This window comes from Pseudomonas sp. SAS7, assembly GCF_052112345.1.
In the GTDB taxonomy this organism is placed as follows: Bacteria; Pseudomonadota; Gammaproteobacteria; order Pseudomonadales; family Pseudomonadaceae; genus Aquipseudomonas; species Aquipseudomonas putida_Q.
In genome coordinates this window covers 134095-154526 of sequence record NZ_JBEGGO010000002.1, presented here as the reverse complement: position 1 = coordinate 154526, position 20432 = coordinate 134095, and the positions used below count along the sequence as shown (strand labels likewise).

The following is a 20432-nucleotide window of genomic DNA, read 5'->3' as shown; positions in this document are numbered from 1 at the left end:
GCTGGAAAAGCGCCGCTGATGACATGATCAGCGTGACGACGGCGCGTCAGGCAACGTCCCGTATCCGTAAGGCAAATTCAAAAGAGGGGAACAGAAGTGTCAGCAAATAACGCCCCCCATTCGCCCGATTCAGCGCAACCTCACCGTGAGCACACTATGGAACCTGGAAACGCCCAGCTGAGCATGACCGTCCTGATGACCCCGGACATGGCCAACTTTTCTGGCAACGTACATGGCGGCACCCTGCTCAAGTATCTCGACGAAGTGGCCTATGCGTGTGCCAGCCGCTATGCCGGTAGCTATGTGGTGACCCTGTCGGTCGACCAGGTCATCTTCCGCGAACCCGTGCACGTGGGTGAACTGGTGACCTTCCTGGCGTCGGTCAACTACACCGGCAACACCTCGATGGAAGTCGGCATCAAAGTGGTGACCGAGAACATCCGCGAGCGCTCGGTACGCCATTCCAACAGCTGTTTCTTCACCATGGTCGCAGTCGACGACAACCGCCGCCCGGTGCCGGTGCCGCCGCGCCAGCCGCACAGCAGCGAAGAAAAGCGCCGCTTCCTGCAAGGCCAGCAGCGCCGTCAGATCCGCCAGGAGCTGGAGAAGCGCTACCAGGACCTGAAAACCGACGCGGTCTAAAACGCCAGCAACTGCGCCTCGAAGCGCACCCGCGGGTGGGCAATGCGGTCCTGGGCCCGTACCAGCTGCAGTTCGTAGCTGGCGCAGGCCTGGGTTTCCAGCAGCACCTCATGCACGGCTGCAGCGGTGAATTCGAACGCCTGCACCCAGCTGTCGCCGAGCAGCACGCGGGCCAGGAACAACCCTGAGGTCAGGTCACCCACCCCCACCGGCTGACGCGGGAACGCCAGCAGCGGGCGGCGCAGGTGCCAGCTTTGCTCGGCGGTCACCAGCAGCATTTCGAACTGGTCTTCGGCCCGCCCGGGGTAAAACAGGTGCTTGACCAGTACCACCTGCGGCCCACGCTGCAACAGGCTGCGCGCCATGCTCACGCAATCCTCCAGCGACTGCGCGCGGCGCCCACAGAAGCTGTCCAGCTCCAGCTGGTTGGGGCACAGGATGTCGGCCCGGGCCGCCGCCTCGTCGAGCAGGAACTCGCTGACTTCCTGTGGCACGATGCAGCCCTTCTCCGGGTGCCCCATGACCGGGTCACACAAGTACAAAGCCTTCGGGTTTACCGCCCTGATCCGCTCGACACCCGCCAGGATAGCCCGCCCTTGCTCGGCACTGCCCAGGTAGCCAGAAAGCACCGCATCGCAGTGACCCAGTTCGCCAATGTTGGAAATACCTTCCACCAACGCAGGAATTTGCGCCGGGGCAAGCACTTCACCCGCCCACTGGCCATACTGTGTGTGATTGGAGAACTGCACGGTATTGAGTGGCCAGACATTGACCCCGATACGCTGCATGGGAAACACCGCGGCGCTGTTGCCGGCGTGGCCGAACACCACATGGGACTGGATGGCGAGCAGGTGCGGGGTACGTTTCATGCGGGGGTTTCCAAAGCTGTTTCAAGGATTGTGCGCAGCGCAGTATGAACTCGATTGCCACCTGTACGACAGGCCAGGGACGCAGTTAAGCTGGATCTACCTGTTTGGAGCATATGCAAATGTTGACCCTGGAGAATGTCTTCGTCCTGATGCTGTTAGCCACGGCGGGCGGCTGGTTGTGGCACAACCATGGGTTGCGCGAAAAAGCCCTGGAACGGGTCAAACAGCACTGCGCCAAGCTCGACCTCGAACTGCTCGACGATGCCGTCGCGCTCAAGCGCATCGCCTTTGTCCGTGATGCCAATGGCCGCAAGCGCCTGGCACGCATCTATGCCTTCGAATTCACCGTTACCGGCGAGCAACGCCACCCCGGTACCGTGACCCAGTTTGGCGCGCACAGCGTGCAGATCGAGCTGGCGCCCTACCCGTTCGAAATCAAGACCCCGCCACGCACCGACAATGTCATCGAGATGCAGCAGTGGCGCCAGGAGCACAATCGCTGGCGCAATTGATCAGCTGACGCGGCATTCGCTCAACCCCGCTTGCAGCGTGGGTTGCGATTGCGGCTGATCAAAAATCAGCTCGATACGGCTATCCCTTCGCCAGTCACTGGGCTGCCACATCGGCATGTCACCCTTGAGCCCATTGAATGACTGCCAACCTTCCACGCTGTGGATAACCCCTTTCGCACGCCGCCATGGCAAGGTCCGCAAGAACGCCAGTAGCCGCTGTGGATAAAACTGCTGCGCGGGATGCCAGCGCCAGCCAATGCTCCAACCGCACTCCCCCTTCTGGGCAAGACAGATCGGCTGGCTGGGGTCTGTCCACAATATTGTTGGGGCACCTCCAAGATTGTCGACAATCTGGTTTTCCTCAAATGGGCTGTCGACAATCTGTACGAGGGCGCCAGGAAGGCTTGATAGCGGCACCTGGCCCTGTACCGACCACATCACATTCTTGTCGTTAAATTTATTAGTTATCAACAACTTAGATTTTTCATCCACAGCCTCTGACTTGTTGAAAACCACGTATTCAGACGCGTTGAAAGCCTGCTGTTGGGCCTCCGGAAGGGGCTCGTTTCGCGCCATGGATTGCGCATCGACAACCATCAACAACGGCTGAATTGTCAGCACTCCAGCCCACGGCGCCTGTTTCAGCTGAGCAAGCAGCTGCAACGGGTGACCCAGGCCAGACGGCTCGATAAACAGCCGGTCAGGCCGGGATTTGCGCAACAACCGGCCTAGGCCCACCTGAAACGGCATGCCGTTGACACAACACAGGCAGCCGCCTGCAACCTCGCCGATGGCGATGCCATCTTCGTCACGGCTGAGCAAGGCCGCATCCAGGCCAACCAGGCCGAATTCGTTGATCAATACCGCCCAGCGTTCGTTGCCCGGGCGCTGGGCAAGCAGATGGCGGATCAGGGTGGTCTTGCCGGCCCCCAGTGGGCCAGCAATCACATGGGTGGGAATGTTCTGCAGCATGGGATGGCTTCAGGCGGGGTGATGGCTCACTATGCGCCGTCAGGCCAGCCAGTCAAGGCTGAGCAACAGGCGCCCTTGCTGGCCCGAGGGCGAGCGGTGCACCAGGCCAGCACCTTCGTTGCCCTGCCACTTCTCGCCCTTGAGTACGGCTACTTCACCGACGTGCAGTTTCTGAATGTTATCCACAGGCACTTGAGCTGTGTGTAACTCCCCGCGCCGGCTCTCCTGCTCGCGCAACCACTCGCTACCCGGGCCCGCATAGGTGGTGAGCAATCGCAACGGCACGTTATCCACATGGAAGCGCGGGCACATGGGCCCGGTGAGCACCCGCAGGCGCAAACCTACCCGGCGCGCGCCAACCAGGCAGGTATAGGCCGCCACCAGCCAGGCTACATCGGCCACGAATGCTTCGTAACCGTGGAAGTCCGCCGCTTCGCGTAGCAAATCCGGCAAAACCGGCATCTGCTGCTCGTCCACATCGATTACCCACTGATCTGCCAGGGGTTGCCCAAGGCTGACGACCAGTTCGGCAAAATCCTCCAGCTGTGGCGGCAAGCGCCGGCGCCAGACCGCCAGGTTCACGCCGTCCTGCAGCACGTCGGTCAACACCAGCGGCGTTTCGCCAAACACCTGGAAGATATCCACAGGCTTGAGCGCCTGGTTCATGCTGCAGCCTCCTCGTGCCAAGGGCCAAATGGATCGGGCAGACGCAACCAGCCCATAGCCCCCAACTCCATTTCTTCATCCGTCAACAAGCAGGCCTCAAGCTCTGTTGATAACTTTTTGAAGTCGATATTCTGACCAATGAACACCAATTCCTGCCGGCAGTCACCGGTTTCGGCGTGCCAGTGTTTCAAGATATCGGCAGTGTTATCCACATCCTGCGGCCACTGCTCGCGCGGCACGAAACGCCACCAACGGCCAGCCAGGCCGTGACGCATCATGCCACCTGCCTGGGACCAGCTACCGGCTTCCTGGTACTTGCTGGACAACCAGAAAAAACCCTTCGAACGCAGCAGCCGACCATTGCTCCAGGGCTTGTGGATAAAATCAAAAAAGCGTTGTGGATGAAGTGGCCGCCGCGCCTGCCAGGTCGTGGCCGCGATGCCGTACTCTTCAGTCTCCGGCACATGCTCGCCGCGCAATTCCTGCAACCAGCCAGGCGCTTGAGCAGCCTGGTCGAAGTCGAACAGGCCAGTGTCCAGGATGCGCGTCAGCGGCACCTGGCCCATGACCATGGGCACGATCTGCGCCCGGGCGTTGAGACTACGCAAAATGGCCATGAGTTCTTCGCGCTCGTGCTGGCTGATCAGGTCGATCTTGCTCAGCAACAGCACATCGGCGAACTCCACCTGCTCAATCAGCAGATCACTGATCGAGCGCTCGTCCTCTTCACCCAAGGTTTCACCACGGCTGGCCAGGCTGTCTGCTGCCTGGTAATCGCGTAAAAAATTCAGGCCATCGACCACAGTGACCATGGTGTCCAGGCGCGCCATGTCGGAAAGGCTGCGGCCCTGCTCGTCGCGAAACGTGAACGTCTCGGCAACCGGCAGCGGCTCAGAGATACCCGTGGACTCGATGAGCAAATAATCGAAGCGCCCTTCTTCGGCCAGCCGCGCCACCTCTTCGAGCAGGTCTTCACGCAGTGTGCAGCAGATGCAGCCGTTGCTCATCTCGACCAGTTTCTCTTCAGCGCGGTTGAGGCTGACGTTGCGCTGCACCTCGCTGGCGTCGATGTTGATTTCACTCATGTCGTTGACGATGACCGCGACCCGCAGGTTGTCGCGGTTACGCAGCACATGGTTGAGCAAGGTGCTCTTGCCGGCGCCAAGGAAGCCAGACAGCACGGTGACAGGGAGACGATTGGACATGGCGAAACCTCTTCAGGCGAGCGCATTCGAAACGATGCATTGCACAATGTTATAAAGTAACAATACAATTTCGCCAAGCCGTTCTAGACGGACGAGTATTCACCGGGGATGAAAAATGAATCTGCCACGCGCCATGGTGTTGCTGTTGCTCGCCCTGCCCACTTCGCTGTTCGCCATGCCGAAGAGCAGCATGTTGGCGGTATGTACACGCAGCGCGACACTGCTTGCCTGCCAGGACGGTAAGGGTAGTTATTACAGCGTGCGCAGCGAAGGCAGTACGTTCTACCTGCGCGGCTACGACTTCAGCAGCCGGCGCCTGTGGGCACAAACCAACAGCCGCTATGGCACGTTGACCTTTTTTACCGGCCTGGCCAGCGATGGCGAAGCCTGGGTGGGTTACAGCCGTCGCGTTGGCTGGACCACCCTGAACCGCGTATCCAGCTCCAGTGGGCAGCGCTTCAGGCTGCATTGCAGCTTGATCGGAGGTTGCCACTGATTGCCCCTTTTTGTTTGGAAAGCCAGATGACCCAGTTCAAGCTCCCCGACATCGCAGCACAAACCCTGGAGTACACCTTGCCTTTGGACTGGGTGGGCATGTGCGGGATCGCCTTGCCTGTGCAATTCGAAGGGCGCACCGCAGCCGCCAAAATCGATGCAGGGGTAAGCCTGGTAGACGGCAGTTCACGCGGTATCCATATGTCGCGACTTTACCTTGCCCTTGAGACATTGGAGCACCAGCCCCTCAATCCACTGGCAATCAGACAGCTACTGGCTGATTTCCTGAGCAGCCATGAAGGGCTTTCTTCGGCAGCCTACCTGCGCCTGCGGTTTGAGCATCTGCTGAAAAGGCCGGCCTTGATCAGCCCCTTGGCAGGCTGGAAAAGCTACGCCGTTTCGGTCGATGCGCGGATAGAAAACGAAATGTTCCACGTGGAACTATCTGTTTCCGTACCCTACTCCTCTACCTGTCCATGCTCAGCTGCGCTTGCACGCCAGCTGATCCAACAGCAATTCCTGGACGACTTCAGCGAAGACCAAGTCGAAAAGTCCGCAGTAATGCAGTGGCTTGGCAGCGCCGGAGGTATTGTGGCGACGCCGCACAGCCAACGAAGTACCGCACACATTCAGGTAAGGCTGCGCAGCAATGAGCACGTATTACCCATCACCGAGTTGATCGATTGCATTGAGGCAAGCTTGGGGACCGCTGTGCAAACCGCCGTGAAGCGTGCGGACGAGCAAGCCTTCGCCTTGGCCAACGGGCAGAACCTGATGTTCTGTGAAGACGCCGCACGACGCCTGCACAAGGCGCTACGGCAACTGGAATGGAGCACGGCCTTCAAGCTGCGCGTTGAGCATGCAGAAAGCCTGCATGCCCACGACGCCGTTGCCACCAGCCAATGGCAATGGGAGGTCAGCTGCGCGGTTTGACCGTGCCACAGTCATTACCCAGCCACACCGCACGGGTGTTCATGCTGCCTTGCTGCTGCACACCCGAAGCGTTGAAGGTACCACTGACCTGCGTGGTGAATTCCCGGTCACTGAGGAACGTAGCCTGGCCAGTGCCCTGTGCCTTGGGGCAGCTGAACTGGAACTTCCACACATTACCGGTACGGTCGGTAATCTTCTGAGTGCAACCTGACTTTGGGTCTTGTAGCGGAATATCGTTGGTTGCCACCTGTTCTGGCGTCAGGCACGAACGCACACCATTGCCACCGACAGTAACCCCCTGTTTCGCCAATACCCCCTCCATCATCGCGCGTTGCTCTGGCGGCAGGTTTTTCAACTGACCGAGCATGAACTGCATGTCGGGTAATGGCTTGCCATCAACCTGCATGTTGCTGGTAGTCAGCTCCCACAAACCTGGTTGCAGCACCTGGGCATGCACCAGCGGGCTGCTCATGGTCAGGGCCAACGCCAACAGTGGCAGACGAATTTTCATGGACGATCGCTCCTGAAAAAAACCGGCCAAGCGGGCCGGGCTGAACCTTGGACGCCAAATTCACCTTCGGGTTGCAAGGCGGACCGGGAACGTGTTCTGTTACCTCAAGTGTACTCGGCAAGCAGGATGCATATGGATTACCACAGCCCCTACTTTTTTGGTTATGTGATAGGACTGATTCACCTACTGGGTATCGTCGCCGCACTGCACGCGATATTCACCGTGCGTACCGCCCAAGGCGCCATCGCCTGGGCCATGCCCTTGCTCTTCATCCCCTACCTTACCTTGATCCCCTACCTGATCTTCGGCGCCCGCTCGTTCTATGCCTACATCAAGGCCAGGCGCCAGGCCAACCAGGAAATGCACGTGGCCATGGCCAATCTCAACTGGCGGCCCTGGGTGGAAGAAGCCCTGACCGCCCGTGAGTCAGAAAGCTATGCAGCCCTGCGCGCCATGCCAAAACTGGGGCGCATGCCCTGCCTGGCGAACAACCAGGTGAAGCTACTGGTCGATGGCAAAGCCACGTTCGATGCCATCTTCGCCGCCATCGACAAAGCCCGCGACGTGGTGCTGGTGCAGTTCTTCATCATCCATGACGACACCCTCGGCAAGGCATTACAGCAGCTGCTGCTACGCAAGGCTGCCGAAGGGGTGCAGGTGTTCGTGCTGTATGACCGCGTTGGCAGCCATGCCTTGCCAGCCAGATACAGCCAACAGCTGCGCGACGGTGGTGTCCAGATTCACGCCTTCGCCACTCGCCGCGGATGGTTCAACCGCTTGCAGGTGAACTTCCGCAACCATCGCAAGATCGTGGTAGTGGACGGCCTGCTAGGTTTCATTGGTGGGCACAACGTAGGTGACGAATACCTCGGTAAGCACCCGAAACTTTCCCCCTGGCGCGACACCCATGTACAGATCGGCGGGCCGGTGCTGGCCTGTCTGCAGGAGTCGTTCGCCGAGGATTGGTACTGGGCCACGCGCCAGCTGCCGCCGCTGATCCTGCCGGATACCTACCCGGATAACGGGGTGCTGTGCCAGGCCTTGGCCAGCGGCCCGGCCGACCCGCAGGAAACCTGCTCGCTGTTCTTCCTCGAAGCAATTCATTCAGCTACCCGCCGGGTGTGGATCACCAGCCCTTACTTTATCCCTGACGAGGCGGTGTTCGCCGCCTTGCGCCTGGCGGTGCTGCGTGGGGTCGATGTGCGAGTGCTGATCCCGTCACGGCCAGACCACCGCGTGGTCTATGCCGCTTCCAGCCTGTTTGCCTTCGAAGCGGTGCGCGCGGGTGTGCGCATGTTCCGCTATCAGCCGGGCTTCATGCATCAGAAGGTGGTGCTGGTGGATGATGATGTCAGCGCGATCGGCAGTGCCAACCTGGACAACCGCTCGTTCCGTCTGAACTTCGAGATCACCCTGCTGACCGTCGACCGCAGCTTCGCCGACCAGGTGGAAAAGATGCTGATCAATGACTTTGAACAGTCGCGAGAAATTACTGCGGAGGACAGCCTGGACACTCATCGACTGCAGCAATTGGGGATGCGGATTGCACGGCTGATTTCGCCAATCCTTTAAGCTAGCAGTCTGAGTGTGGGAGCGGCCCTTTCGCGACACAAGGCCGCTCCCACAACATCCGCATCTACATGCTTAGCGATACAGATCTTCGCGCGTCCAGGGCAGGTCATGGTGCCCGTCGGCGTATGGCTTCACTGCCAAGATCTGGTGCAGGTTGATCCAGCCCTTCTCAAAGGCATACGCACACCCTGCGAGGTACAGGCGCCAGATGCGCAGGGTCTTTTCCGGCACCAGCGCTGCCGCCTTGTGCAGTTGGTTCTCCAGGTTTTCGCTCCAGTGGTGCAGGGTCTTGGCGTAGTGCAGGCGCAGGCTTTCAACGTCCACCACCTCCAGCCCCGCTTCACAGATGCTGGCGCTGATCATCGACAGGTGAGGCAGCTCGCCATGGGGAAACACGTAGCGGTCGATGAACTCACCTGCGCCACGCCCGACCGGGCGGCCATCGACATGCTTGGCGGTGATACCGTGGTTCATCACCAGCCCCCCTTCCCTCACGGCGCCGAACAACTTCTGGCAATACAGCGCCAGGTTGGCATGCCCCACATGCTCGAACATGCCAACGCTGACAACCTTGTCGAAGCGGCCATCCTGAGGCAGGTCTCGGTAGTCGAGAATCTGCAGGTCGACCTTGTCGGCCAAGCCTTCGGCCTTGACCCTCTGCCGGCCAAGCTTAAGCTGCTCCTTGCTCAAGGTGATGCCGAATACCTTGGCGTCATATTCCCGTGCAGCGAAGCGCGCAAGCCCACCCCAACCACAGCCAACGTCCAGCAGGTAGTCGCCGGCATTCAGGCGCAACTTGCGACACAGGTGGTCGAACTTATCCTGCTGCGCCTGATCGAGCGTGTTATCAGGCTCGCGAAAGTAAGCGCACGAATAGGCCATGTCCTGGTCCAGCCACAGCCGGTAGAACGCGTTGGAAACATCATAGTGATAGGAGATGGCTTCAGCGTCAGTGCTTTTGTCATGGGCAAGCCGCGCCGGCGAAGCCTCTTCGAAATCAGGTAACAGCGCCTCGCTCAGCTCATCGCATACCCGGATGGCTTCACCGATGTCGCCTTCCAGCTCCAGCTTGCCTTCGACGAACGCGGTGCCCAACTGCTCCAGGCTCGGGTGCGTCAACTGGCTGATCAACTGCGGCTCTTTGACCAGGATGGTGACCTGCGGGCTAGGCCCCAGATCGAACTGGTTACCGTCCCACAATTTCAGCCGCAGCGGCAGATGCAGGCTCTGCAGAGCAGGTGGAAGTTGCGCGAGCATGAACAACCCTCCTATCCATATTTGACTTCGACGCCTTAAATTTCGAACGTCGCCGAATCAGAGTAGTTCATTGGAGAGATGTTTCCTCTAAACGAGACCAAGGTCTAGAACCGTCGGGTCTTATACCTGCAGCAGATTGTATACAATTCTTGCATCTCAGCTTAACCTTGTGCCCCTCTCGCGCTTCTACATCCTGGAGTTGAACCCATGAAATCCTATGACGTGGTGATCATCGGCGGTGGCCCTGGCGGCTACAACGCAGCCATCCGCGCTGGCCAGCTGGGCCTGAGCGTTGCCTGCGTGGAAGGCCGCTCGACCTTGGGCGGCACTTGCCTGAACGTGGGCTGCATGCCCTCCAAGGCACTGCTGCATGCTTCCGAGCTGTACGAAGCCGCCAGCGGTGAAGAGTTCGCCCACCTCGGTATCGAAGTCAAGCCCACCCTCAACCTCGCCCAGATGATGAAACAGAAGGACGAGAGCGTGACCGGCCTGACCAAGGGCATCGAATACCTGTTCCGCAAGAACAAGGTCGACTGGATCAAGGGTTGGGGCCGCCTGGACGGCGTCGGCAAGGTTGTGGTCAAGGCTGAAGATGGCAGCGAAACGGCGCTGCAAGCCAAGGACGTGGTCATCGCCACCGGCTCCGAGCCCACTCCTCTGCCGGGCGTGACAATCGACAACCAGCGCATCATCGACTCGACCGGCGCACTGTCGCTGCCGCAAGTGCCCAAGCACCTGGTGGTCATCGGTGCCGGCGTGATCGGCCTTGAGCTGGGTTCCGTCTGGCGCCGCCTGGGCAGCCAGGTCACCGTCATCGAATACCTTGATCGCATCTGCCCAGGTACCGACACGGAAACCGCCAAGACCCTGCAAAAGGCACTCGCCAAGCAAGGCATGGTGTTCAAGCTGGGCAGCAAAGTGACCCAAGCCTCTGCAAGTTCCGATGGCGTGAGCCTGACGCTGGAGCCTGCTGCCGGGGGCACCGCAGAATCGCTGCAGGCCGATTACGTGCTGGTGGCTATCGGCCGCCGCCCTTATACCAAGGGGCTGAACCTTGAAAGCGTGGGCCTGGAAACCGACAAACGCGGCATGCTCGGCAACGACCACCACCGCACTTCAGTGCCCGGTGTGTGGGTGATTGGTGACGTCACTTCCGGCCCGATGCTGGCGCATAAGGCCGAAGACGAAGCGGTAGCCTGCATCGAGCGCATTGCCGGCAAGCCCCACGAGGTCAACTACAACCTCATCCCTGGCGTGATTTACACCCGCCCGGAGCTGGCCACCGTGGGCAAGACCGAGGAGCAGCTCAAAGCCGAAGGGCGTGCTTATAAAGTAGGCAAGTTCCCCTTCACCGCCAACAGCCGCGCCAAGATCAACCACGAGACCGAAGGCTTCGCCAAAGTCATCGCTGATGCCCAAACCGATGAAGTACTGGGTGTGCACCTGGTGGGCCCAAGCGTCAGCGAGATGATCGGTGAGTTCTGCGTGGCGATGGAGTTCTCGGCCTCGGCGGAAGATATCGCACTGACCTGCCACCCCCACCCCACCCGCTCCGAGGCCCTGCGCCAGGCAGCGATGAATGTGGACGGCATGGCGATGCAGATCTGAGCGTACGCCTTCGCAGCACAAGGCATTCAACTCGTATGTCCTGGTGCGCGATTGCCTGATCTTCAGTAAGCAAAAAGCCCTCCATGGGGAGGGTTTTTTTGATCTGGATGTCCCGTCCTGAATAAGGTTTACACCTCCCATCCCGAATTTCCGGAGAGTCTGATGGAGCAAGGTGTAAAGCGCACACAGCGTGATTACTCACTGTCTTTTAAATTGGCGGTGGTTGATCAGATAGAAAAAGGCGAACTGACCTACAAGCAGGCCCAGGTGCGGTATGGCATCCAGGGTCGCTCGACGGTTCTGGTATGGTTGCGTAAGCACGGTCGGCAGGATTGGAGCCAGGGGGCCTCGATCCGCGACGAGAGGAGCTGCGCGATGTCTGACCCCAAAACGCTCACTCCAGAGCAGCGGATCAAAGAGCTAGAACAGCAGCTTGAGCTGATGAGCCAGAAGGCCCAGTTCTTTGAGACGGTCGTTGATGTTCTGAAAAATGACTAAGGTGTCTCGGTCGTAAAAAAGCGATCCGGCAAGTCCTCACGCAAGGTCAAGTCGCAGGACTGAGCATTGCCAGGGCTTGTCAGTTTCTAGGCATCAGTCGACAGGCTTACTACAAACGCAATCGAGTTGCTGATGGCAAAGAACGCCAGGCAGACCGGGTGGTTGAGTTTGTACAGCAGATCCGGATACGCCAGCCTCGTCTGGGCACACGCAAGCTGCGCTATCTGCTGCATTGCCAACCTGACAGACGATTCCAGGTCGGCCGAGATAGGCTGTTCCAGGTCTTGGGAGAGCGCCGTTTGCTAGTGTTGCCTAAGCGGGCCTATCACAAGACAACACAAAGCTTTCATCGCTTCTACCGCCATCCCAATTTACTCAAACCCGGCCCAAGCCAGATCGTTCCGACAAGGCCGGAGCACGTCTGGGTTGCCGACATTACTTACCTGCCCGCACGTAAGGGCCCGCTGTACCTGAGCCTGGTAACGGATGCGTACTCCAGGAAGATTGTTGGCCACCACGTCCATGAAAACCTGCATGCCGAGTCAGTGGCGCAAGCCTTCAAGCAGGCATTACGAAAGCGCCGTCGTCGCCAGCCATTAGTCCACCATTCGGATCGAGGAATCCAATATTGCTCGGCGCTATACCAGTCACTGCATCAACGGCACGGCGTTCAGTGCTCCATGACTGATGGGTATGACTGCTACCAGAACGCGCTGGCCGAGCGAATCAACGGAATCCTCAAGATGGAGCTGCTGTTGAGTAGCCCTGAAGATCTGGAGCAAGCGAGGCAGATGGTTGACGAGGCAGTGCAGATTTACAATACAGAACGGCCTCATATGGCCCTGAAAAACAAAACGCCCGATGCGGTGCATCGGGCGTTTTGAGGCCTTTCGGCCTACCTGAACAGGTGTAAACCTATTTCAGGACTAGACAGGAAGATGAAAACTGTCTCACAGGGCTCCCGTATTCTGGGATTTCCAGCCCGTTCTTGAGAAAGTGCAAAGCTGTCGCAATCGTCCCAAATGCCGTCTTCGCGAGATCCGCCGTGGGTAAATATGCCTACCTGCAGCGTCTTGCGCCGTTGCCTGGCCCGTATGCTGCTGATGATTAGATACAAACCGGCCTTTTTAGCCGAAAAACCAGCGATGCATGTTAAAAGTAGGCATCGCTGGCCCTGGCCTCTCTGATCCGATGATCTCGCGTCGCCTTTATTTGCTCAAGCGACTGCAGTGAGCATGTCTGCTCCTTGTAGCGATAAACGCCCTCTGCGGGTTGAGCGACCACTACCCTTCCATTGGCCACCAGCGCCACTCGTGTGCCAACAGGTAACCCGGTCATCGCGCAGTCTTCAGGCCCGAGGTGAAAGGATGCATACACCAAGGCCTCGTGCGAAACCCACCGTAACTTGCTGTCGACCATTTCTGAAAACTGCAGAAGAATCACGGCGGTATAAATCACCCCTAGCACGCACGATCCATGCATCCACTGCCGCCGTCGCCAGGCTGAGCTGGGTACGAAGAGATTCCTACAAATAGCGGTGGCGTGATTACGCCTCATCTGCTGGCTGAAAGTCGGCGCCGTCATACCGAACACCAATACACCGGTAAGCATCACTATCGGCATCAGCAAGCTCGTTGCCACATACCAGAAGTAAACCAAATAGATGAAAGTCAGGGTTTTCTGTGCACCTGGAAACTGCCCTGGCTCAATACGCGTCTGCCCGAGGATAAAGGCGTCAGCTTCTGCGCTCGCTACGAGCCCCGCCGCGACAGTCACCAATGCAGCCAGTACCGTCAACCAGCCTTTGTAACGTGCATAGCGCTCTACCAGCCGTAGCAAGCGCACAGCTAGCACTATTGACCCCAGGCTAAGCAACGCAAACAGCCATTTCGCAAAAGATTTATCGAGTGTGCTGCCCAGCGAGTGAAACATCGGCATAACTAGCAAGACAATCACACACGTCGTGACCAGCGCGGCCAGATACTCGTCAACGCCCCAGTCTTTCACGCTGAAATTCAGCTTCCAAGGCAAGTGCCGGTTCTGAGTTCGGACGAACAGCGGCCGATGAATACAACAGTCCAAGCCATAGACGCCCGCTGCGAACAGCACATAGAACGCAACATATCCCCACATCAGTCTCGGTTCCCTCTCCTGCAAGCGCATCGTGCCCTAGCACATGAAATAGGACATCTTAAATCAAAGCTGACTTGCCAACTCGCCCGTAATGCCCTCGACCACACAGCAATCTGGGAGCGAGGAAGACTCCAGCAACGGGCTTGTGCAGTCGCGCGAGGCCATCTGCTTAAAACTGGATCTCTGCCTTGGGCTCGACCCAGTAGAGCAGCTGGTTCCTCCTAACGTAGGACGAAAGGGATGCATCAGGCTGATTTGAGAGGGGCATCAGATAATGCCAATGCGAGGTAGGGAGGGGTGACATGGAGAGGCAGGTGAGCCGCTCCCGGAAGGGAAGCGAGCGCTTCCCTCCATCGGTGACGACTTTAATTGCTCGAAAAGCGTTTTAATTCAACGAAACCTTTTTACCGGCAAATGCCGGCCTCTTACTCTACCGTTACCGACTTCGCCAGGTTACGCGGCTGATCCACGTCGGTGCCCTTCAGCACGGCCACGTAGTACGACAGCAACTGCAGCGGAATGGTGTACAGGATCGGCGCCAGCGCATCGGCGATGTGCGGTACTTTGATCACGTGTGTGCCCTCCCCATTGGTCATGCCAGCGTGCTCGTCGGCGAACACCACCAGCTCGCCACCACGGGCGCGCACTTCCTGCAGGTTGGATTTCAGCTTCTCCAGCAGCTCGTTGTTCGGGGCGACGGTAACCACCGGCATGTCGTTATCCACCAGTGCCAGCGGACCGTGCTTCAGCTCGCCTGCCGGGTAGGCTTCGGCGTGGATGTAGGAGATTTCCTTGAGCTTGAGCGCACCTTCCATCGCCACCGGGTACTGAGCACCACGGCCGAGGAACAGGGTGTGGTGCTTGTCGGCGAACAGCTCGGCAATCTTCTCGACCGTCGCGTCCATGGCCAAGGCTTCGCCCAGGCGGGTCGGCAGCCGACGCAGTTCTGCAACCAGCTCGGCTTCGACACCTGCTTCCAAGGTACCGCGCACCTGGCCGAGGGCCAAGGTCAGCAGCATCAGCGACACCAGCTGCGTGGTGAAGGCTTTGGTCGAGGCCACACCGATTTCCGGGCCGGCCAAGGTCAGCAGGGTCAGGTCCGACTCACGCACCAGCGAGCTGATGCCCACGTTGCAGATTGCCAGGCTGCCGAGGAAGCCCAGCTCCTTGGCGTTACGCAGCGCGGCCAAGGTGTCGGCGGTTTCGCCAGACTGCGAGATGGACACGAACAGGGTATCCGGCTGCACCACCACCTTGCGGTAACGGAATTCGCTGGCCACTTCCACCTGGCACGGGATGCCAGCCAGGCTTTCGAGCCAGTAACGGGCGACCATACCGGCGTGGTAGCTGGTACCACAGGCAACGATTTGCACGTTGCGCACTTTGGCGAACAGGTCGGCAGCCTTCGGACCGAAAGCCTGGACCAGCACGTTGTCCTTGCCAAGGCGGCCTTCCAGGGTGCGCTGAACAACGCTTGGCTGCTCGTGGATTTCCTTGAGCATGAAGTGGCGATAGTTGCCCTTGTCGGCAGCTTCGGCACCTTCATGGTACTGCACGGTTTCGCGCTGGACCTTGTTGCCTTGCTGGTCCCAGATGGTGACCTGGTCACGGCGGATTTCAGCGATGTCGCCTTCTTCCAGGTACATGAAGCGGTCGGTGACCTGGCGCAAGGCCAACTGGTCGGACGCCAGGAAGTTTTCACCCAGGCCCAGGCCGATGACCAGCGGGCTGCCGCTGCGTGCAGCCACCAGGCGGTCAGGCTGCTTGGCACTGATCAGTGCCAGGCCATAGGCGCCATGCAGGCGCTTCACAGCGGCTTTCAGGGCATCGGCCAGGTCCGGGATGCTCTTCAGGGTGTGGTGGATCAGGTGGACGATGACTTCGGTGTCAGTCTGCGAAGTGAAGACGTAGCCCAGGCCTTTCAGCTCTTCGCGCAGCTCTTCGTGGTTTTCGATGATGCCGTTGTGCACCACAGCCACTTCATTGCCCGAGAAGTGCGGGTGGGCATTGCCTTCGGTTGGCGCACCGTGGGTGGCCCAACGGGTGTGGGCGATGCCCAGCTGGCCAGCCAGTGGGTCGGCTGCCACAGCAGCGTCCAGCTCGCTGACCTTGCCGATGCGGCGGCGGCGCTGCAGTTCACCGCTCTGGGTGAGCACGGCAAGGCCGGCGCTGTCGTAACCGCGGTACTCAAGACGCTTGAGACCTTCGATCAGGATGGCTGTGATATTGCGCTCGGCGACGGCACCAACGATTCCACACATGTTTTATTGCTCCTGGCTGATCGCGGCGCAGATCAGGTTGATGCCGCGAGCTTGAATTTGTTCGCGTGCCGCTGCGGGCAGGCGTTCGTCTGTAATAAGGGTGTGCACGCTGCCCCAGGGCAGCTCAAGGTTGGGGATCTTGCGCCCCACCTTGTCCGACTCGACCATCACGATCACTTCACGGGCAACTTCGGCCATGACGCGGCTAAGCCCGAGCAGCTCGTTGAAGGTGGTGGTACCCCGGCCCAGGTCGATGCCGTCGGCGCCGATGAACAGCTGATCAAAATCGTAAGAACGTAATACCTGCTCGGCCACCTGGCCCTGGAACGACTCGGAATGGGGGTCCCAGGTGCCACCGGTCATCAGCAGCACGGGCTCGTGTTCGAGGTCGCAGATGGCTCGGGCCACGTTCAGCGAATTGGTCATCACCACCAGGCCGGGATGGCGTCCCAGTTCGGGGATCATGGCTGCCGTGGTGCTGCCGCTGTCGATGATGATGCGCGCATGTTCGCGGATACGACCGACGGCGGCACGCGCAATGGCCTTCTTGTAGGAAGAGACAGGCTGGGCCGGCTCACCGAGCAGTTCCTGCGGCACCGGTACCGCACCGCCGTAGCGGCGCAGCAACAGGCCGTTGGTTTCGAGGGCGGCGAGGTCTTTGCGAATGGTCACTTCCGAAGTTTCGAAACGCTTGGCCAAGGCGTCCACACTTACCTCGCCCTGCTCGCTGAGCAAAGCCAGGATATTGTGCCGCCGCTGCGGTGTGTTTCGTTTCGACATGAGCGCTTAAGTTTCGTTTCGAAAGATAATGGTTGCAATCAAAACCTAACACGCTCGTTTCGTCAAGCAGTTGCTGCCCTGTGGATAGTTTTGTCATATTTGGCGCGGTCCCACGGGATTACCGATCGGCCAATAAAAAAGCCGACTTATTCGCATAAGTCGGCTTTCGATCGAAGCAGCTGTGGATAACTCAGCTCTTCTTGATTTTCTCCGGCCGCTTCCAGCCCGAGATATTGCGCTGGCGCGCACGGCCTACAGCCAGGTCGGCAGCTTCGACGGTCTGGGTGATGGTCGAACCGGCTGCGGTGGTCGCGCCGGCCTTGATTTCCACAGGCGCAACCAGCGAGTTGTTCGAGCCGATAAACACGTCTTCGCCCATTACCGTCTTGAACTTGTTGGCGCCATCGTAGTTGCAGGTGATGGTGCCAGCGCCGATATTGGTGCGTGCACCAATTTCGGCATCGCCCAGGTAGGTCAGGTGACCGGCCTTGGCGCCTTCACCCAAGTGGGCGTTTTTCAGTTCGACAAAGTTACCGACATGGGCCTTGGCGTCCAGCACGCTGCCCGGGCGCAGCCGAGCGAACGGGCCGGCATCGCTGCCCTCGCCCATCACGGCGCCTTCAAGGTGGCTGTTGGCCTTGACCACCGCGCCTTTGCGCAGGGTAGTGTTCTTGATGACGCAGTTAGGGCCGATCTGCACATCGTCCTCGATGACCACTTTGCCTTCGAGAATCACGTTGATGTCGATCAGCACATCACGACCAACGGTCACTTCACCCCGTACATCGAAGCGCGCCGGGTCGCGCAGGGTCACACCCTGGGCCATCAGCCGGCGGCCTTCACGCAGCTGGTAATGACGCTCCAGCTCGGATAGCTGGCGACGATCGTTGGCGCCCTGCACTTCCATCGGGTCGTGTGGCTGTTCAGTGGCCACCACCAGGCCGTCGGCCACTGCCATGGCGATGACGTCGGTCAGGTAGTACTCGCCCTGGGCGTTGTTGTTCGACAGGCGGCCCATCCAGTCAGCCAGGCGCGCGGCTGGCAGGGCCAGAATACCGGTGTTGCCTTCCTTGATCGCTTTCTGCGCGTCGTTGGCGTCCTTGTGCTCAACGATGGCAGTCACTTGGCCTTGCTCGTCACGCACGATGCGGCCATAGCCGGTCGGGTCGTCGAGCATCACCGTAAGCAGGCCCAGCTGCTGGTCATTGGCCTTGGCCAACAGACGTTGCAGGGTCTCCACTTCGATCAACGGTACATCGCCGTACAGCACCAGCACGGTGTCGGCGGTCACGGCCGGCAGTGCCTGGGCTACCGCATGGCCGGTGCCCAACTGTTTTTCCTGCATGACGAAGTTCAGGTCGTCAGCGGCCAGGCGCTCGCGAACCAGCTCGGCACCATGACCAATGACCACGTGAATACCTTGCGGCTGCAGTTGGCGCGCGCTGTGGATAACATGGCCGAGCATGGAGTTGCCGGCTACCGGGTGCAGCACCTTGGGCAGCGCCGAGCGCATGCGTGTGCCTTGGCCGGCGGCGAGAATAACGATATCGAGTGACATTACTGGCTACCAATCCTGGGCGGTCAGTGGAAGACCGGGGGAGAAAAATCAGAAAAAGAAAAAGGGTAGCCGAGGCTACCCTTTTACTCAATCGCAACAGAAGTTATCAGCCGTGGCCGATTACTTGCCTTTGCGCATTTGCTGGACGGTACGCAGCTGGGCTGCGGCCTCGGCCAGACGTGCGGCGGCGGCACTGTAGTCGAAGTCCGCGCCTTTCAGATTCAGGGCGTTCTCGGCAGCCTTGAGGGCTTCCTGAGCTTGCGCTTCATCCAGGTCTGCAGCACGTTGCACGGTATCGGCAAGCACCTTGACCATGTTCGGCTGAACCTCGAGGAAACCACCAGAGATGTAGAACACCTCTTGGGCGCCACCCTGCTTGGTCAGCGTAATCGGACCTGGCTTCAGATTGGTGATCAGCGGCGCGTGGCCTGGAGCGATACCAAGATCACCCAGGTTACCGTGCGCAACCACCATCTCGACCAGACCGGAGAAAATTTCTCCTTCCGCGCTGACGATATCGCAATGGACTGTCATAGCCATCTGCTTGCCTCAACCTGATAGCGCCCCTTGCGGGGCGCAGGAATTACAGTTTCTTGGCTTTCTCGATCGCTTCGTCGATGCTGCCGACCATGTAGAACGCTTGTTCTGGCAGGTGGTCGTAGTCACCTTTGAGGATGCCGCTGAAGCCAGCGATGGTGTCTTTCAGGGAAACGTATTTGCCTGGCGAACCGGTGAAGACTTCGGCCACGAAGAACGGCTGCGACAGGAAGCGCTGGATCTTACGAGCGCGGGCTACCAGTTGCTTGTCGGTCTCGGACAGTTCGTCCATACCCAGGATCGCAATGATGTCCTTCAGCTCTTTGTAGCGCTGCAGAACATACTGAACGCCACGAGCGGTGTCGTAGTGCTCGTTGCCAATCACGTTCGGGTCCAGCTGGCGCGAAGTCGAGTCCAGTGGATCGACCGCTGGGTAGATACCCAGGGAGGCGATGTCACGGGACAGAACGACGGTGGCGTCCAAGTGGGCGAAGGTGGTCGCTGGCGACGGGTCGGTCAAGTCGTCCGCAGGTACGTATACGGCCTGGACGGAGGTGATCGAACCTTCCTTGGTGGAGGTGATGCGCTCTTGCAGAACGCCCATCTCTTCAGCCAGGGTCGGCTGGTAACCTACTGCCGAAGGCATACGGCCCAGCAGTGCGGATACTTCGGTACCGGCCAGGGTGTAACGATAGATGTTGTCGACGAACAACAGAACGTCGTTACCTTCGTCACGGAACTTCTCAGCCATGGTCAGGCCGGTCAGCGCTACGCGCAGACGGTTTCCTGGTGGCTCGTTCATCTGACCGTAGACCAGTGCTACTTTGTCGAGAACGTTGGAGTCCTTCATCTCGTGGTAGAAGTCGTTACCCTCACGAGTACGCTCACCCACACCAGCGAACACGGAGTAACCGCTGTGTTCCATGGCGATGTTACGGATCAGTTCCATCATGTTTACGGTCTTGCCGACACCGGCACCACCGAACAGACCAACTTTACCACCCTTGGCGAACGGGCAAACCAGGTCGATAACCTTGATGCCGGTTTCCAGCAGGTCGTTGCCGCCTGCCTGGTCAGCGAACGAAGGCGCTGGCTGGTGGATACCGCGACGCTCTTCTTCACCGATCGGGCCGGCTTCGTCGATCGGGTTGCCCAGTACGTCCATGATACGGCCCAGGGTGGCCTTACCAACAGGAACGGAAATGGCAGCGCCGGAGTCAACGACTTCCAGACCGCGCTTGAGGCCTTCGGTGGAGCCCATCGCAATGGTACGAACCACGCCGTCGCCCAGCTGCTGCTGAACTTCCAGGGTGGTTTCCGCGCCTTGTACTTTCAGCGCGTTGTATACACTCGGCACGACATCACGTGGGAATTCCACGTCGATGACGGCGCCGATGATTTGAACGATACGTCCGCTACTCAT

At 59.3% G+C, this 20432-nt stretch carries 18 protein-coding genes and 1 pseudogene; 7 read left to right on the top strand and 12 right to left on the bottom strand.

Translation table 11 applies throughout. From position 1 onward, the window contains the following. Nucleotides 1-156: 156 nt before the first annotated feature. A complete protein-coding gene (locus tag ABI582_RS04260) occupies nucleotides 157-642 on the top strand; it encodes an acyl-CoA thioesterase (protein WP_258654405.1) in 486 nt (161 codons plus the stop codon). Here the strand turns inward: ABI582_RS04260 and pdxY are convergent. Further along, on the bottom strand, nucleotides 639-1511 hold the full coding sequence (gene pdxY / locus ABI582_RS04255; protein ID WP_442118487.1) for a pyridoxal kinase PdxY: 873 nt from the start codon (nucleotides 1509-1511) through the stop codon (nucleotides 639-641). The two genes, ABI582_RS04260 and pdxY, sit on opposite strands and share 4 nt — an antisense overlap. Before the next feature lie 119 nt (nucleotides 1512-1630). On the opposite strand from pdxY, the gene ABI582_RS04250 reads away from it, so the two are divergent. After that, nucleotides 1631-2023, top strand: coding sequence for a DUF3301 domain-containing protein (locus tag ABI582_RS04250; protein ID WP_016489878.1), 393 nt, complete (start codon nucleotides 1631-1633; stop codon nucleotides 2021-2023). On the opposite strand, the gene ABI582_RS04245 is transcribed toward ABI582_RS04250, so the two are convergent. Genes ABI582_RS04245 through zigA form a run of 3 tightly spaced genes read right to left on the bottom strand, consistent with a single transcriptional unit; the run spans nucleotide 2024 to nucleotide 4866 of the window. Beyond that, a complete protein-coding gene (locus ABI582_RS04245; RefSeq protein ID WP_442118486.1) occupies nucleotides 2024-2995 on the bottom strand; it encodes a CobW family GTP-binding protein in 972 nt (323 codons plus the stop codon). It abuts the gene before it with no gap. Nucleotides 2996-3034: 39 nt separating this feature from the next. Then, the gene (locus tag ABI582_RS04240) at nucleotides 3035-3661 is read right to left on the bottom strand and encodes a DUF1826 domain-containing protein (RefSeq protein ID WP_442118485.1); all 627 of its coding nucleotides are present in this window, start codon (nucleotides 3659-3661) and stop codon (nucleotides 3035-3037) included. Further along, a complete protein-coding gene (zigA, locus tag ABI582_RS04235; protein ID WP_442118484.1) occupies nucleotides 3658-4866 on the bottom strand; it encodes a zinc metallochaperone GTPase ZigA in 1209 nt (402 codons plus the stop codon). Before zigA ends, ABI582_RS04240 begins: the two co-directional genes overlap by 4 nt. Nucleotides 4867-4981: 115 nt before the next feature. Between zigA and ABI582_RS04230 the strand changes: the two genes are divergently transcribed. Then, nucleotides 4982-5362, top strand: a complete 381-nt coding sequence (locus ABI582_RS04230; protein WP_442118483.1) for a glutamine synthetase — start codon at nucleotides 4982-4984, stop codon at nucleotides 5360-5362. Nucleotides 5363-5388: 26 nt separating this feature from the next. After that, nucleotides 5389-6294 carry a GTP cyclohydrolase FolE2 gene (gene folE2 / locus ABI582_RS04225; protein ID WP_442118482.1) on the top strand — a complete coding sequence of 302 codons (906 nt, stop codon included), beginning with the start codon at nucleotides 5389-5391 and terminating at the stop codon, nucleotides 6292-6294. Here the strand turns inward: folE2 and ABI582_RS04220 are convergent. Beyond that, nucleotides 6278-6805, bottom strand: a complete 528-nt coding sequence (locus tag ABI582_RS04220) for a DUF3617 domain-containing protein (protein ID WP_338745664.1) — start codon at nucleotides 6803-6805, stop codon at nucleotides 6278-6280. The two genes, folE2 and ABI582_RS04220, sit on opposite strands and share 17 nt — an antisense overlap. Before the next feature lie 132 nt (nucleotides 6806-6937). Here ABI582_RS04220 and cls point away from each other — a divergent pair, with 132 nt between their 5' ends. Next, on the top strand, nucleotides 6938-8377 hold the full coding sequence (gene cls / locus ABI582_RS04215) for a cardiolipin synthase (protein ID WP_442118481.1): 1440 nt from the start codon (nucleotides 6938-6940) through the stop codon (nucleotides 8375-8377). Nucleotides 8378-8449: 72 nt separating this feature from the next. Here cls and cfaB read toward each other — a convergent pair whose 3' ends face one another. Then, the gene (cfaB, locus tag ABI582_RS04210; RefSeq protein ID WP_338745665.1) at nucleotides 8450-9634 is read right to left on the bottom strand and encodes a C17 cyclopropane fatty acid synthase CfaB; all 1185 of its coding nucleotides are present in this window, start codon (nucleotides 9632-9634) and stop codon (nucleotides 8450-8452) included. A 207-nt stretch (nucleotides 9635-9841) separates the two neighbouring features. Between cfaB and lpdA the strand changes: the two genes are divergently transcribed. Further along, on the top strand, nucleotides 9842-11242 hold the full coding sequence (lpdA, locus tag ABI582_RS04205; protein WP_442118480.1) for a dihydrolipoyl dehydrogenase: 1401 nt from the start codon (nucleotides 9842-9844) through the stop codon (nucleotides 11240-11242). 162 nt (nucleotides 11243-11404) lie between these two features. Continuing rightward, nucleotides 11405-12624 (top strand): annotated as a pseudogene (locus ABI582_RS04200) (IS3 family transposase). A gap of 268 nt (nucleotides 12625-12892) precedes the next feature. Here ABI582_RS04200 and ABI582_RS04195 read toward each other — a convergent pair. The 6 genes from ABI582_RS04195 to atpD all read right to left on the bottom strand — a co-directional run bounded on the left by ABI582_RS04195 (nucleotide 12893) and on the right by atpD (nucleotide 20432). Beyond that, complete coding sequence (locus tag ABI582_RS04195; protein WP_442118479.1) at nucleotides 12893-13873, bottom strand: hypothetical protein; 981 nt, start codon at nucleotides 13871-13873, stop codon at nucleotides 12893-12895. Between the two features lie 425 nt (nucleotides 13874-14298). Next, on the bottom strand, nucleotides 14299-16134 hold the full coding sequence (gene glmS / locus ABI582_RS04190) for a glutamine--fructose-6-phosphate transaminase (isomerizing) (RefSeq protein WP_442118478.1): 1836 nt from the start codon (nucleotides 16132-16134) through the stop codon (nucleotides 14299-14301). 3 nt (nucleotides 16135-16137) lie between these two features. Continuing rightward, nucleotides 16138-16914 (bottom strand): DeoR/GlpR family DNA-binding transcription regulator, encoded by a 777-nt coding sequence (locus ABI582_RS04185; protein ID WP_442118477.1) that lies wholly within the window; start codon nucleotides 16912-16914, stop codon nucleotides 16138-16140. 190 nt (nucleotides 16915-17104) lie between these two features. After that, nucleotides 17105-18472 (bottom strand): bifunctional UDP-N-acetylglucosamine diphosphorylase/glucosamine-1-phosphate N-acetyltransferase GlmU, encoded by a 1368-nt coding sequence (glmU, locus tag ABI582_RS04180; protein ID WP_442118476.1) that lies wholly within the window; start codon nucleotides 18470-18472, stop codon nucleotides 17105-17107. Between the two features lie 120 nt (nucleotides 18473-18592). Then, nucleotides 18593-19012, bottom strand: coding sequence for a F0F1 ATP synthase subunit epsilon (locus ABI582_RS04175; protein WP_041167946.1), 420 nt, complete (start codon nucleotides 19010-19012; stop codon nucleotides 18593-18595). A 43-nt stretch (nucleotides 19013-19055) separates the two neighbouring features. After that, nucleotides 19056-20432, bottom strand: coding sequence for a F0F1 ATP synthase subunit beta (atpD, locus tag ABI582_RS04170; protein WP_016502294.1), 1377 nt, complete (start codon nucleotides 20430-20432; stop codon nucleotides 19056-19058).